The sequence below is a fragment of the Parasphingorhabdus pacifica genome, from assembly GCF_054779195.1.
This window is the reverse complement of sequence record NZ_BAAGYS010000008.1, coordinates 668,074-682,161: the sequence shown is the minus strand read 5'-3', so window position 1 is coordinate 682,161 and position 14,088 is coordinate 668,074. Positions and strand designations below refer to the sequence as shown.

General features: G+C 68.2%; 11 protein-coding genes. 6 read left to right on the top strand and 5 right to left on the bottom strand.

The window, feature by feature from the left end:
- Nucleotides 1-113: 113 nt before the first annotated feature.
- Genes ACYVAN_RS14890 through ACYVAN_RS14875 form a run of 4 tightly spaced genes read left to right on the top strand, consistent with a single transcriptional unit; the run spans nt 114 to nt 4,098 of the window.
- Nucleotides 114-1,235 (top strand): acyl-CoA dehydrogenase family protein, encoded by a 1,122-nt coding sequence (locus ACYVAN_RS14890; protein ID WP_460959909.1) that lies wholly within the window; start codon nt 114-116, stop codon nt 1,233-1,235.
- Between the two features lie 55 nt (nt 1,236-1,290).
- The gene (locus tag ACYVAN_RS14885; protein ID WP_460959907.1) at nt 1,291-2,388 is read left to right on the top strand and encodes an acyl-CoA dehydrogenase family protein; all 1,098 of its coding nucleotides are present in this window, start codon (nt 1,291-1,293) and stop codon (nt 2,386-2,388) included.
- Nucleotides 2,389-2,410: 22 nt separating this feature from the next.
- The gene (locus ACYVAN_RS14880; RefSeq protein WP_460959905.1) at nt 2,411-3,211 is read left to right on the top strand and encodes an enoyl-CoA hydratase/isomerase family protein; all 801 of its coding nucleotides are present in this window, start codon (nt 2,411-2,413) and stop codon (nt 3,209-3,211) included.
- Nucleotides 3,208-4,098 carry an enoyl-CoA hydratase-related protein gene (locus ACYVAN_RS14875; protein WP_460959903.1) on the top strand — a complete coding sequence of 297 codons (891 nt, stop codon included), beginning with the start codon at nt 3,208-3,210 and terminating at the stop codon, nt 4,096-4,098. The genes ACYVAN_RS14880 and ACYVAN_RS14875 overlap by 4 nt, the downstream gene beginning before the upstream one ends.
- A gap of 67 nt (nt 4,099-4,165) precedes the next feature.
- Here the strand turns inward: ACYVAN_RS14875 and ACYVAN_RS14870 are convergent, their stop codons facing one another.
- Complete coding sequence (locus ACYVAN_RS14870) at nt 4,166-5,770, bottom strand: crotonase/enoyl-CoA hydratase family protein (protein WP_460959901.1); 1,605 nt, start codon at nt 5,768-5,770, stop codon at nt 4,166-4,168.
- Nucleotides 5,771-5,986: 216 nt separating this feature from the next.
- Here ACYVAN_RS14870 and ACYVAN_RS14865 point away from each other — a divergent pair, with 216 nt between their 5' ends.
- Nucleotides 5,987-7,249 (top strand): acyl-CoA dehydrogenase family protein, encoded by a 1,263-nt coding sequence (locus ACYVAN_RS14865; protein ID WP_460959899.1) that lies wholly within the window; start codon nt 5,987-5,989, stop codon nt 7,247-7,249.
- A gap of 35 nt (nt 7,250-7,284) precedes the next feature.
- Entirely contained in the window at nt 7,285-9,012 is a 1,728-nt protein-coding gene (locus ACYVAN_RS14860; protein WP_460959897.1) for a class I adenylate-forming enzyme family protein, read from the top strand.
- A 96-nt stretch (nt 9,013-9,108) separates the two neighbouring features.
- On the opposite strand, the gene ACYVAN_RS14855 is transcribed toward ACYVAN_RS14860, so the two are convergent.
- The 4 genes from ACYVAN_RS14855 to ACYVAN_RS14840 form a co-directional block, all read right to left on the bottom strand.
- A complete protein-coding gene (locus ACYVAN_RS14855) occupies nt 9,109-9,744 on the bottom strand; it encodes a TetR/AcrR family transcriptional regulator (RefSeq protein ID WP_460959895.1) in 636 nt (211 codons plus the stop codon).
- Between the two features lie 17 nt (nt 9,745-9,761).
- A complete protein-coding gene (locus tag ACYVAN_RS14850) occupies nt 9,762-10,748 on the bottom strand; it encodes an acyl-CoA dehydrogenase family protein (protein ID WP_460959893.1) in 987 nt (328 codons plus the stop codon).
- Entirely contained in the window at nt 10,745-11,839 is a 1,095-nt protein-coding gene (locus ACYVAN_RS14845) for an acyl-CoA dehydrogenase family protein (protein WP_460959891.1), read from the bottom strand. Before ACYVAN_RS14845 ends, ACYVAN_RS14850 begins: the two co-directional genes overlap by 4 nt.
- 119 nt (nt 11,840-11,958) lie before the next feature.
- Nucleotides 11,959-14,082 (bottom strand): acetate--CoA ligase family protein, encoded by a 2,124-nt coding sequence (locus tag ACYVAN_RS14840; protein ID WP_460959889.1) that lies wholly within the window; start codon nt 14,080-14,082, stop codon nt 11,959-11,961.
- Between the last annotated feature and the right edge of the window lie 6 nt (nt 14,083-14,088).

Genomic DNA, 14,088 nt, shown 5'->3' with positions numbered 1-14,088 from the left:
AGGACGCACCGAGGCGAAAGGAGTCACAGCGTGGCCCTAGAAGAGCGGATCGACGATTTCCGGGCGAGGGTGCGGTCCTTCCTCGTCGAGCACGCCCGGACGCGCCGGAATCCGTGACTCCGGAAGGATTGCTGAGCGGGGCCAAACGGCTCCAAGCCGCACTCTTCGATGCGGGCTTGGCAGGCATCACCTGGCCCGCCGAGTTCGGCGGTCAAGGCCTGACGGCCGCGGAGGAGCAGGTGTTCCGGCAGGAGGCCTCCCACTACGAACTGCCGACGTCTCCGTTCATGGTGAGTCTCGGTATGTGCGGGCCGACCCTCGTCGACCTCGGCACCGCCGCGCAGAAGACGCGATGGCTGCCGCCCTTGCTGCGCGGTGACGAGATCTGGTGCCAGCTGTTCTCCGAACCGGGAGCGGGATCCGATGTCGCCGGTCTGCAGGCCAGAGCGGAGCTCGACGGCGACCACTGGGTCGTCAGCGGGCAGAAGGTGTGGACCTCCGGCGCGCAGTGGTCGGACTTCGGCGCGTTGCTGGCGCGAACGGATCCGGACGTGCCCAAGCACCGTGGTCTGACGATGTTCGTCGTCGATATGCACGCGCCCGGGGTGACCGTGCGGCCGTTGTACGACATGACGGGGCACGCGCCGTTCAACGAGGTCTACTTCGACCAGGTACGCGTCCCGGTCGCCGACGTACTCGGCGAGGTGGGGCAGGGGTGGCAGGCTGCCGTCACCATGCTCGGGCACGAGCGCGTGTCCATCGGCGGCGGGACGAGACGCAAGGACGATCCGCTCTCGTTCGGAAACCTGTCCGAACTGGCGAAATCCAAGGACACCAGTGGCACCGCGCGCGAAAAACTCGCCGAGCTCTACGCGCACGAGCGTGCGCTGGAACTCTTCAACACGCGGCTCGTGCAGCAAGCGAACGCCGGCCGACCTCCCGGTGCGCGCGGGTCCGTCGCCAAACTGCGTGGAGCGCTGTTGCGCTCCCACGCCGTTCAGGTGGCGGGAGCCGTCGCCGAGTCGGACGCGGTGGCGTGGGATGCCGAGGACGTCGGTGCCGAAGAACTCGCCACCGCGATCAAGGCGGCACCGGCCTCGAGTATCGCGGGCGGGACCAACCAAATCCAGCGCAACATCATCGGCGAACGGATCCTCGGCCTTCCGAAGGAACCACAGGTGGACCGAGAAGTCCCGTTCCGCGATCTGCGGGTGGGCACTCAACACGACGAATAGCCAGATCTCCACCGTCAATTCCGCCGACGGTCTCCCACGGTTCCGAGGAGGACACGTGCAGCTGGTGCTGAACCGAGAGCAGGAGGAACTGCAAGCCGGGGTTCGCAAGTTCGCGGCCGAACACGCCGCCGGCGACCGGATCCGGCAGGTGATGGACAGCGCGGACGGGTTCGACCGCGACCTGTGGCTCCGGATGGCCGGGGAACTCGGCCTGGTCGGCCTCGTTGTTCCGGACGAGTACGGCGGTTCAGGAGCAGGTCAGGTGGAGCGCTGCCTGATCGCCGAGGAGCTGGGAAGCGCCCTCGTGCCGAGCCCGTTTCTCGCTTCGGGTGTGCTGGCGGTGGACACGCTGCTCGAACTCCAGGACCGTGACGCCCAAGCGGAGCTGCTGCCGGAGCTGGTCTCCGGTCGGCTGGTCGCAGCGGTCGCCGGGGGAGTCCTGGGGAGCGGAGACGGCGTCACCGCGTCGTGGAAGGCGGGCACGTGGGTCCTGGAAGGGCGCACAGCACCGGTCATTTCGGGACAGGAAGCCGACATGGTCCTGGTGTACGCCCGAACCGAACGGGGCGGCGGCTGGTTCCTCGTGCCGGGTGGGGTGCCCGGTTTGGTCAAGAGCCCGTTGCACGCACTCGATCCGACCCGGCGGCTGGCTCGACTCGACTTCGCTTCCGTTCCCGCACGGATGCTGGAAACCGAGGACGCGTCGGGAGTGCGGTTCCGGGTGAACGACCTCGGCACCATCGCGCTGCTCGCCGAGAGCGTCGGGGGCATGCGGCGCGCATTGGAGATGACCGTCGACTGCGCCAAGGTGCGCGTCCAGTTCGGTCGGGCGATCGGGTCGTACCAGGCGGTCAAACACGCGTGCGCGGACATGTACTGCACCTCGGAGCAGTCGCTGGCCATGGTTCGCCACGCTGCCCGGGTCGCTGACGAGGATCCGACGGAACTGCCGCTCGCCGCGGCGAGCGCCCAGGTGTTCGTCGCCCCCGCGTACTTCGAAGCCGCTGCCGATACCGTCCAACTCCACGGCGGGGTCGGCTACACGTGGGAGCACGACGCGCACCTGTACTACAAGCGTGCCAAGACCTCCGAGCTGTTGCTCGGCGGCACCGAACGAACGCGTGCACGGCTGGCCGACCTGCTCGGTCTCTGAACAAGCGAGGGGAAATCACGAAGTGACGGACAAGAAGACCGACCCGACCGAACCGGTCGTTGTCACCCGTGACGGGGCGGTCGTCACGGTCACGCTGAACCGGCCTGACCGCAAGAACGCGCTGAACGACACGGCGTGGCGCGGGTTGCAGGACGCACTGCGCGGTGTGCGCGACGACGATGCGGTACGCGCCGTCGTGATCACCGGCGCGGGAGGGGACTTCTGCTCCGGAGCCGACCTCAGCGGTGAGCGCGGCGATCACCCGCTCGATCGGATGCGGTGGATCAACGACATCGCAACCGGTCTTCACGACTTGCCGAAACCTGTGATCGCGAAAGTTCGCGGGGTCGCGGTGGGCGCGGGTTGGAACCTCGCGCTGGGGTGCGATTTCGTGGTGGCCGCCGAGGACGCCCGCTTCTCGCAGATCTTCGCCAAACGCGGCTTGTCTCTGGACTTCGGGGGATCGTGGTTGCTGCCGCGGTTGGTCGGCATGCAGCAGGCCAAGCGCCTCGCGCTGCTCGGGGATTTCGTCGACGCCGCAGAGGCCCTGTCCCTGGGGTTGGCCACATGGGTGAAGCCGTCCGACGAACTCGACGGCTTCGTCGAAGAACTCGCCGACCAGCTGGTCGCGGCTCCACCCGTGGCGGTGGCGCAGACGAAGGAGCTGCTGAACGAGGGAATCGACCAGAGCTTCCACGAAGCCCTGCAGAACGAAGCCCGCGCGCAAGTGATCAACTTCGCCACCGAGGACACATCCAACGCCTTCGAAGCCTTCCGGAACAAGACGACCCCGGTGTTCACCGGGAAATGGGCGGTTTCATGAGTTCCTACGCGGAGATTTCCTACGAGATCTCGGAACGGATCGCGACGATAACGCTGAACCGGCCGGACAAGCTCAACGCCTTCACCACGAACATGCGGGCCGAACTGATCAATGCGTTCGACGCCGCCGACGCCGACGACGACGTCCGGGCGGTGATCGTCACGGGCGCGGGTCGCGGTTTCTGCGCGGGAGCCGATCTCGCGGGCGGTGCCGACACGTTCAACGCCGACACCAATCTCAAGCGCAGCGCGGTCCGCAAGGAGATCGGCGAGATCGGCGGGGTGACTCGCGACGGCGGAGGTACGGTCGCGCTGCGCATCGCCGAATCGCGCAAGCCCGTGATCGCCGCGATCAACGGGCCCGCGGTCGGCGTCGGTGTGACCATGACGTTGCCGATGGACATCCGGTTGGCCGGGGCTTCGGCGAGGTTCGGCTTCGTCTTCGCCCGCCGAGGAATCATCCCCGAAGCGGCGTCGACGTGGTTTCTCCCGCGAGTCGTGGGGGTGTCCCGGGCGATGGAGTGGGTAGCCACCGGTCGCGTATTCGACGCCGCCGAAGCCCACGACGGGGGACTGGTTTCCCGGGTGGTGCCGGACGAGGAGTTGCTGACCACGGCACGCGTGCTGGCCCGCGAGATCGCGGAGAACACCTCGAGCATCTCGGTCGCGGTGTCGCGCCAGATGTTGTGGGGAATGCTCAGCGCGGATTCCCCGTGGAAAGCCCACCGGCTGGATTCACTCGGCATGGACCGGCTCGGTGCTGCAGCCGATGCGGCAGAAGGTGTCTCGGCGTTCCTCGAGAAGCGCCCGGCGCGGTTCCCGATGCGGGTGAGCCGGGACTACCCCGGCTTCGTTCCGCACTGGCCGCCACCTCCCGCGGGCGACTGACCGGCTCGCGGCGAACGTCCGGATGTGGGCCGCCGTTCGACTCCGAACGGGTCGACCGCCGGCCCACTCAGAACGAGGCGTAACCGCCGTCGACTGTGATCGTGTCCGCGGTGTGGAACGAACTGGCGGGACTGGCCAGGTACACCGCGAGCGACCCGAAGTCCGACGGTTTTCCCCAGCGCCCGACCGGCATGCGTGGAAGCACCCGGCGCTGGAACGCCTCGGATTCGAGGGCGGGATCGGCGAGCGGGGTGCTGACCCAGCCGGGAAGTACCGCGTTGGCTCGGATGTCGTGGCGTGCCAACTCGATGGCGATCGACTTGATCAACGCGATCAACCCGGCCTTGCTTGCCGCGTAGGCTTGTCCGCGTGGTTGTCCCTGTGTGGCCGCGAGACTCGACGTGCCGATCAGGCTGCCGCCCGTGCCTTGCTGGACGAGCTGCCGGGCGGCCGCGCGCAGGGTGAGGAACGCGCCGTCGAGGTCGATTCTGGTGACCCTGCGGAACTCGTCCAGTCCCGTCTCGGTGAAACGGCTGCCACGTCCACCGACACCGGCGTTGGCGAAGCACGAGTCCAACCGGCCGAAGCGATCTACGACCTCGGCCATCGCGTGTTCGACCTGGTCCTCGTCCCCGACGTCGCACCGCAACGGAAGCACCTTCGTGCCCCGCTGGGCGAGCTGTTCGGCGGCGTCGGCGTTGCGCTCCTCGTTGGTTCCCCAGATGCAGACGTCCGCGCCGGCAGCCGCCAACGCATCCGCCATGGCGAGACCGATTCCGGAATTGCCACCGGTGATCACCGCGACGTGCCCGGTGAGGTCGAACGGGTTGTCGGTCAAGTGGTCTCCTGTGCGTGCGTGCGTGGGCGGGTCGTCGAAAACCGGTCGGCGGGCATCGAGATTGGCTCGCACGGCCTCGACCTGATTCGGACTCGCGATCAGTTCCCGGATCGCGCGTTGCTCGGCATCGAATCCCTCGGCGAGCCCGACGCGGCCGGCGAGCTCCAGCAGGTGCTTCGCGTACCGCACCGCGTGGGGACTGTTCGCCGCGATGTCGAGGGCGAGCTTCCGGGCAGCACCGAGCGGATCGGCCTCGACCCGGGTCGCCAGACCGATGGCGGAGGCTTCCTCGCCGCTGAGGGAACGCCCGGTGAAGGTCAGTTCTTTGGCCACGTCCCGGCCGACCAGTTCTGGAAGCAGCTGGCTGCCCGTCATGTCCGGGACCAGGCCCCAGCGGATCTCCATCACTGAGAGTTCGGAGTCGGGAGCCACCAGTCGGATGTCGGCGCCCAACGCGATCTGCAGGCCACCGCCGAAAACGGCGCCGTGCAGCGCGGCGATGACCGGTACCGGAACCGTGGCCCAAACGTGGGCCGCCTGCTGCCCGGTGGCACGGGCGGGGCCGATCGGCTCGGACTCCGCGACCGGACGGGTGGCGCCGCCCGCCATGTCGCGGAACCTGTCGAAGTCCAGTCCCGCGCAGAAGCAACGGCCCGCTCCGGCGAGGACGACGGCGCGAATGGCGGGGTCGTCCCGGACGCGGATGCCGGTGGCGATCAATTCCTCGAACATGGGCTCGTCGAGGGCGTTCATTTTGTTCGGCCGGTTGAGTCGAACCTCGGCGACCCCGTCGGTGACTGTGCACGCCACGCGTTGTTCGGTTCCGTCGGTCACGCAGCCTCCTCGTCGGCTTCTGCCCGCCGCCTCCTCCGAGTCCGGTCGGGTGGCCCCATGGTGATCCGCTGACGCTAGAGCGCACTCCGCGATACGGTCAAGACTGACTGTTCGGGTCTTGTGCTCGCCAACACGTGCGCCCTACCGTTTTGCACGATCAACACAGGTGTCTCCGCGGAGGCATGATCGACCGAATCGACCTCCACGGGAGCGCGGATGGACCTCGACTTGCCCCCCGAATCGGTCCGACTGCTGGGCGAGCTGGACGAGTTCATCCGCACCGAGATCAGTCCGCTCCAAGAAGAGGACGACAACGAACGGTTCTTCGACCACCGGCGCGAGTTCGCCCGCACCGATTTCGAGAACGGTGGTACGCCGAGACCGGAATGGGAAGCGCTGCTCGGCGAGATGTTCCGGCGGGCGGACCGCGCCGGGTGGCTGCGCTACGGACTGCCTGCGGAAGTCGGTGGCAGCGCGGGGACCAACTTCGACATGGCCCTCATCCGTGAGCACCTCGCGGCCGGGGGATTGGGCCTGCACAACGATCTGCAGAACGAGTCCTCCGTCGTCGGGAACTTCCCCTTCGTGCACATGATGTTGGACTTCGGCACGTCCGAACAGCGCACCGAGTTCCTCGAAAGCATGCTCACCCGAGAAAAGCGGATCGGATTCGGACTGACCGAGCCCGATCACGGAAGCGACGCGACCTGGCTCGAGACCACGGCGGTCCAGGACGGGACCGATTGGGTCATCAACGGTGGCAAGCGGTTCAACTCCGGCATGCACACCGCCACCCACGACGTCGTCTTCGCTCGAACCTCGGGCGAAGGGGGGGATGCGGACGGAATCACCGCGTTCATCGTGCCCACCGATACCCCGGGATTCTCGGTGGACTTCCACTGGTGGACGTTCAACATGCCCACCGACCACGCCGAGGTCTCCCTCCGGGACGTGCGGGTGCCCGAAACGGCGGTCTTCGGCCGGGTCGGTGAAGGGCTCGCGCTCGCCCAGCACTTCGTGCACGAGAACCGGATCAGACAAGCGGCCTCTGGAGTGGGTGCCGCGCAGTACTGCATCGACCGAAGCGTGGAATACGCGCGCGAACGCGTCACGTTCGGGCAGCCGTTGTCGGCTCGGCAGGCCGTGCAGTGGCCATTGGTCGAATTGCAGACCGACGCCGAGATGATCAGAGGGCTGGTGCGCAGAACCGCGTGGGAACTCGATCGCACGCAGCATTGGGAGATCAGCGACAAGGTCTCGATGTGCAACTACCGGGCAAACCGGTTGGTGTGCGATGCCGCCGATCGCGCCATGCAAGTACACGGCGGAATGGGATACACCCGGCACACTCCGTTCGAACACATCTACCGGCACCACCGTCGATACCGGATCACCGAGGGTGCCGAAGAGATCCAGATCCGTAAGATCGCGGGCTACCTGTTCGGGTTCGCCGGGCCTCGACGAACCCGACGGGGATGAGTGCGCTCCCGAAATCGAGCGCGGGAGGGATTGCGATGTCGGAAAGCCAACGGGAACGACTCGTCGCCGGGCTCGTCGGTCCGGGCGGTGAGTTCGAGATCGTGCCCGGCGAGGTCCGCGGAATCCCCATGCGGGTGTACGCGAACGGTCCGTCGACCTTGCGGGACGTGGTGGAAGCCAGCCGCGCATGGGGAGACGGCGATTTCCTCCTCTACGGTGACGAGCGGTGGAGCTTTCGCGACCACTACGAGTTGGTGGCCAAGATGGCAGCGGCCCTGCGGGACGAGTACGGGCTCGTTCCCGGGGACCGGGTGGCCATCGCGATGCGGAATTATCCCGAATGGTCGGCGATATTCTGGGCCACGCAGGCCGCCGGGATCATCGCGGTGCCGCTCAACGCGTGGTGGACCGGACCGGAACTCGTCTACGCCCTGCTGCATTCCGGCGCGAAGGTGCTGTTCGCGGACGCCGAGCGGGTACGGGCACTCGAACCGCATCGCTCCGAACTCCGCGCCACCAGCCTCATCGAGGTGCGCGGACAACGGTCAGCTCGCTGCGGGGTGCGGTCCTTCGAGTCGGTTATGGACGAATCGCCGGATGCGAACACGTTGCCACGTCAGCCGATCGCTCCCGATGACGACGCCACGATCCTCTACACCTCGGGCACGACCGGACGGCCGAAAGGCGCGGTCGGCAGTCATCGCAACCACCTGACGAACATGCTCAACACAGCGCTCGGACGTCGAGTGAGCGCTGCGATGGCCAACGGTGGAGTGTCGCCCGAGAGCATCGCCGGGGTCGGGCCCAGCCCCGGAGTGCTCCTGACCTTCCCGATGTTCCACATCGCCGGGCTCAACACGCTCTGCTTCGGTTTCCTTAGCGGGAGCCGGATCGCGACGATGTACCGGTGGGATTCCGCCGAGGCCGCCGAGTTGATTCGCCGCGAAGGACTGACCAGTGCGGTCGGGGTTCCCACGGTCATGCGGGAGCTGGTCGAGGCCGGGACCGACCTCGCCGGACTCGAGGGAATCAGCATGGGGGGAGCGCCGATACCGCCGGACCTGGTCCGCGAGATCGATCGCGCGTTCGCTTCGGAAGTCGCTCCGGGAAACGGTTACGGGCTCACCGAGACCACCTCGGCGGTGGTGAGCAACGCGGGTGCCGACTACGTGGCCCGGCCGGACAGCGTCGGACGGTGCGTCCCCGGAGCGGACCTCCGCGTGGTGGATCCCGAAACCGGCGATGACGTCGTCGCCGGGCGGATCGGTGAGCTGTGGTTCCGGGGACCGAACGTGGTCCGAGGTTACTGGGATGATCCGCGAGCGACAGCGGAAGCGTTCATCGACGGCTGGTTCCGTACCGGCGACCTCGGCTACGTCAGCGACGGTTGGGTGTACGTCGTGGACCGAATGAAGGACGTCGTCATCCGTGGCGGCGAGAACGTGTACTGCGCCGAGGTCGAAGCCGCGCTGTTCGAGCACCCGGCGGTGGCCGATGCCGCGGTCGTCGGTCTCGCGCACCCCGAGCTGGGGGAAGAGGTAGCGGCGGTGGTGAACGTGCGCGACGGCGAGTCGGTCGATGGTGCGGAGGTCCGTCGGCACCTCGCCACGCGCCTCGCGGCGTTCAAGGTTCCCACCCACATGGTCTTCTGGACCGAACCGTTGCCGCGCACCAGCACCGGAAAGGTCGTCAAGCGCGATCTCCGGCGGCACCTCGCGCGGGGCTCCGACCGGAGTCGGAAACCGACCGGTCCCGGGACCTGACGCGGGGAACGACGATGCGGCACCGTGCTGACGTTCGCGGCGGGCGCTCGATCCCACCGGCCCGGTGCACTGCCGAACCGCACACGGTCCGGCGGGTCATGTCCGGTCGGCGCGGCCGACGATTCGGAATGCGATGGACACGTAGCGCTCGGCGAGTTTCTCGGGGGCCACGTCGCCGTCCGGGTCGTACCACTGGGCGATCGCATTGCACGCGGCTTGGACGGCTCGGCGAGCATCAGTGGGATGCTCGCACGCGAAATCACCCGTGCGGACGCCGTCGTCGATGATGTCCTGGAACAGCTGGCTCGCGGACTCCCGCAGCCGGTCGAGCCGCTCGGCGGGCTCCGGTGCCAGATTGCGGATCTCCCGCGCGGCGATCGCGCTTTCTATCCGGTAGCGAACTCGGTAGTCGACGGTGGCGCGGACAACGGCTGCCAGCCGTTCGGGCGGGCTGTCACCGCTCGCTCGCAACGCGGTATCGCACGTGCGGAAGTAGTCGGCGACGCTGTCCTCGAGCAGCGCGGCGAACAATTCCTGCTTGCTGGCGTACCAGTAGTACAGCGCCGAGAGGCTCAGCCCGGCGAGCTTGGCGATATCCCGGATCGAGGCACCGTGATAGCCGCGCTCGGCGAAGATTTCCCGAGCAGCGAACGTGATCGCATCACCGCCTTTCCCGCGCGGGATCGGTGTGACCACGACTTCTTCGGAACCCGACTCCGGACCTACCGTCATCGGGCCAGGATACGTGTTCAGCTCGGACTGGTGAGTCGGTCCCATACGGCGGCCTCGCCGTCGCTCAGCGCCTCCTTGCCGAGTGCGATCGCCCAACTCCGCTGGCTGCCGCATTCGTCCCGCCAAGCCCACAGCTTGCGCGTGACGTGGTGCAGCGGATGTTCTCGAGTCACCCCGACCGCTCCGTGTAGCTGATGAGCGGTGCGCGCGATGCCGGTTGCCGCCCGGGCGGCGATGACCTTGGCGGTAGCGGTGGTGGCCGTCTCCGCGTTTCCGCGGTCCACTGCCGAATCGAGGGCGCGGTCGAGTGCCGATTCGGCGGCGGAGAGTTCGGTTCGCATCGTCGCCAACCCTTGAGCGACAGCCTTCAGCGCGATCAACGGGCGTCCGAACTGCTCGCGGGTCGTGACGTGCTCGCGCGTGCGGTCGACGGCCCCGCGAGCCGCGCCGGTGAGCGCCGCGGCGTTGAGCAGTGCCGCGCGGGTGGTCACTTCCGCGCCGGTCGGTGCGTTCGGTAGTGGTGTGCTGTCCGAAGCGCCGGTGAGGTGAACGGTGTCGCGTGGCTCGCCTGCGAGGTTCGAGCCGTGTTCGACGGCGACGCCGGCCCCGTGCAAATCGACCAGGTAGGCCTCGCCCAGGTCCGGAAGCACCACCAGCCGGCTCGCGTGCCGGGCCCACGGCACGCGGGTGAGCTGATCCGTCGTCGCGCACACCGTGAGCGATTCTTCCGGTTGCGCCTCGGAACCGGCGAGCGCCCAGCAGCCGATCGAGGCCTCCAGCAGGGGCACGCTCACCCCGCGTGCGGCCGTGACCGAGAGTGCGGTGGCGAGATCGACCAGCGAACCGCCCGCGCCTCCGAGGTGTTCGTCCACCGCGATACCGGGCCATCCCAGTTCCACCAGCGTCGACCACACGAGTGGCAAGTCGCCCTCGGGTGCGGTTGCGCGTCCCCCGGCGAGGACGTCGGCTGCGATCTCGGAAATCAGCGAGCCTCGGGTGTTCAACGTGCCTCCTGCTTGGCGAGAACGGACAGTAGGACCTCGGACGACCCGCCTCGGATGCCGAATCCGGGCGAGGCAAGGATCGCTTCGCCCAGCACGCTGTCGGTGGCGGTGGAGTCGGCGACATCGCGAGCGCGTTCCAGTACGTCCCGCTCGAACGCGGTTCCCAGGTATTTCAACGTGGCCGCCGCGCGAACCGGTGCCTGCCCGTCGTCCAGGGCTTCGGCGATCTCGACGCACAGACGGCGGAGCGTGCCGAGCCGAGCGACCAGCTCACCGATTTCGGCTGCCGCCCCGTCGTCCGGGTGGCCCCGGGATTGCGCGAGGAGCAGCTTCAGCACCGGGTACGTCGACAGGACCCGTTCGGGACCGCCGCGTTCGTAGGCGAGTTGTTCGGTCACCTGGCGCCAACCGTTTCCGACCGTGCCGATCACCCGGTGGTCCGGTACGAACGCGCCCTCGAACACCATCTCGTTGAAGTGGTGCGAGCCGGCCATGTCCACGATCGGCGAAGTCGAGATCCCGCTGGTGGACATGTCGACGACGAACTCGGTGAGCCCTTCGTGCTTGCTATCGGTGCGCTCCGTGCGCGCCAGGACGTAGGCATGAGTGGCGTGGTGGGCATGGCTGGTCCAGATCTTGCGACCGTTGATGACCCACCCGCCTTCCGCACGGCTTGCGGTCGTGCGGACCGCGGCCAGGTCCGAACCCGCTTCCGGCTCGCTCATGCCGAGGCAGAACACGTACTCACCGGCCGCGATGCCGGGAAGGATCTCGTGGCGCAGCTCGGGAGTCCCGTGGCGGAGGATGGACGGTCCGATCTGCCGATCGCCGATCCAGTGCGCGGCGACCGGGGCGCCGGCACGCAGCAGTTCCTCGGTCACCACCAGACGGGCCAGGTTGGACCGCTCCCCACCGCCGACCTCCTCGGGCCAGGTCATGCCGAGCCAGCCCCGTTCGGCCAAGGCCCGGCTGAAGTCGAGGTCGAACGAGCGCAGCCACGCATCGGGGCGAGGCTGATAGCGGCCCTGTTCCCGCCATCGAGCGCACAGCTGCCGTACCTGATGCCGTAGCTCGACCAGTTCGGAGTCCATTCGCACCTTTCCTTCCGCTGCATCGCGATCCGGTCGGTCCCTGCCGATGGCATCGGGAGGTCGGCCGACTCCTCGTGCCGGAACGAGCACTGTGGATGTGCCCGTCTGCCGGACGCTGATCAGCTTTTCCGGCTGTCGCGAACGAGGAGATCGGCGGCGACGCAGCCGCCCGGGTGCGCCACGAGCGGATTGATCTCCAGTTCGCGGAGGTCCGCACCGAGTTCGGCCGCTGCTTGGGAAAGGATCGCGACGGTCCGGGACACCGCAGCCACATCCACCCGCGGGCGTCCTCGGAATCCCTCGAGCAAGGGCCAGTGGCGGAGCCGTTCGAGCATCCGCTCGGCCTCGTCCGGGGTGAGGGGCGCCAGTGCGCTGGTGTGGTCCTGGTCGAGCTCCGCGGTGACACCGCCCATGCCGACCGTGACCACCGGTGGGTAGCCTGCCCGGGCTCCCTGGATCCCGACCAGCAGCTCGACCCCTTCGGGAACTCTCTCCTGCACCAGCACGCCATCGATTCGGGCGAGGGGAGCGGCGTTCCGCACCGCGTTCAGCATGCGGTCGGCTGCGGCTCCGGCATCGGAAGCGGGTATGCCCACCAGCACCCCACCCACGTCGCTCTTGTGCGGTACATCCGGTGACTGGACCTTGAGCACGACATCGTCGCCCAACCCGCGTGCCACCGCGTCGACTTCGTTCGGATCCGCCACCAACCGTCCGCGCGGATGCTCGATGTCGAGCGCCGCCAGCAAGGCCGAGCCGTCCGGCTCGGTCGAGCCCGTGCGGATCAGGTCCCGGAGCACGATCGACTCCCGCCCGTCCGGGGGCGGATGTGGGGCCGACGGGGTGAGTTCGTTCGAGTCTTGCGGAACGAGTCGGGACAGCACGTTCAACGCGGCGGTTGTCGTGGGAACTACGGGAATGCCCGTGCGGCGCAACCGTGCCGCGGCCGGAGCGATCTCGGCGTGGGAGTAGGGCCAGGCGACCACGTGAGGCTTGCTCGTGGTGGCCGCCGCGTTCCGGATGGACGCGGCGATCTCCTCGGCGGTGTGCCCCCCGAGGGTGGTCAGCACGACCAGCACCGCGTCGATGTGGTCGTCGGCGGCAACGGTTCGACACACAGTGCCGAAATGTCCGGCATCCTCGATCAGTTGAGCGGTGACGTCGACGGGATTCGCCACACTGCCGAAGGCGGGGACGAGCGGGCGCAGTGCCGCGCGGGTTGCTTCGTCGAGTTCGGGAACCTCCAGGCCGCGCGGTTCGGCCTGGTCGGCTGCCAGGCTCCCGGCGCCTCCGGAACTGGTGACTACCGCCAGTCGCCCGCCACGGGGCCGCGGGGAACCGGTCAGCGCCACGGAGGTGTCCAACAGCTCGTCGAGGTCGTCGACGAGGATGGCACCGGCTCTGACGGTCATCAGGTCGAACGCCGTGCCCGCGCGCACGAGCGCGCCGGTGTGCGAAGCCACGGCCCGCCGACCGTTGACCGAGCGCCCCGAACGCAGCACCACGAGGTGCTTACCGAGGCCGGCCGCCCGCGCCGTCAGCGCCTGCCACTCACCGCCGTCGGGTAGCTCTTCCAGGTAGCAGGCGAGTACCCGGATGTGCGGATCGTCGATCAGCAGGGCAGCGGTCTCGACCACGGACAGATCCGCCTGGTTGCCCACGCTGAACCACGCGGTCAGCCCGATGCCGCGATCGCTTGCCATGCCGAGAAAACTGCCTCCCAGGGCGCCGCTCTGCCCGATGTAGCCGATGCCGAGCTCTTCGCCGTGTGGCAGGTCGGCGGCGGCCGTGAACGTCGCGGTGAGCCCGGTGGGCGAGTAGGCCAATCCCTGGCAGTTCGGCCCGAGCACCCGCATTCCGTGCCGCTCCGCCCGCTCGACGAGTTCGGTCTGGGTTCGGCGTCCGGGGGCGCCGGTCTCGGCGAACCCGGACGAGAGGACCACGAGCACGGAGGCGCCGCATTCGGAGGCCTCCTCGACGACCCGCTGAACCCCGGAAGCCGGGATCAGCACCAGCACGAGTTCGGCTGGTCCGGGCAAATCCCGCAACGAAGGGAAACAGGGGATCCCGTGCACGTAGCTGTGGTTCGGGTTGACCGGGTACACCTCGCCGACGAAACCACTGCTGCGGAGGTACCCGGTGAGTCGTGCGGCCATGGGCGATCGTTCGGAGGCGCCGACGATGGCGACCGCTCGGGGGCGGAGCAATGCGCGGTCGAGGCCCGTGCTCGGGGCGGAACGCATCGCCGA

Excerpts from the sequence above, each read along its gene's own strand:
- ACYVAN_RS14865 (WP_460959899.1), top strand. The coding sequence starts at position 5,987 with ATGGACCTCGACTTGCCCCCCGAATCGGTCCGACTGCTGGGCGAGCTG.
- ACYVAN_RS14860 (WP_460959897.1), top strand. The coding sequence starts at position 7,285 with ATGTCGGAAAGCCAACGGGAACGACTCGTCGCCGGGCTCGTCGGTCCG.
- ACYVAN_RS14875 (WP_460959903.1), top strand. The coding sequence starts at position 3,208 with ATGAGTTCCTACGCGGAGATTTCCTACGAGATCTCGGAACGGATCGCG.
- ACYVAN_RS14855 (WP_460959895.1), bottom strand. The coding sequence starts at position 9,744 with ATGACGGTAGGTCCGGAGTCGGGTTCCGAAGAAGTCGTGGTCACACCG.
- ACYVAN_RS14840 (WP_460959889.1), bottom strand. The coding sequence starts at position 14,082 with ATGCGTTCCGCCCCGAGCACGGGCCTCGACCGCGCATTGCTCCGCCCC.
- ACYVAN_RS14845 (WP_460959891.1), bottom strand. The coding sequence starts at position 11,839 with ATGGACTCCGAACTGGTCGAGCTACGGCATCAGGTACGGCAGCTGTGC.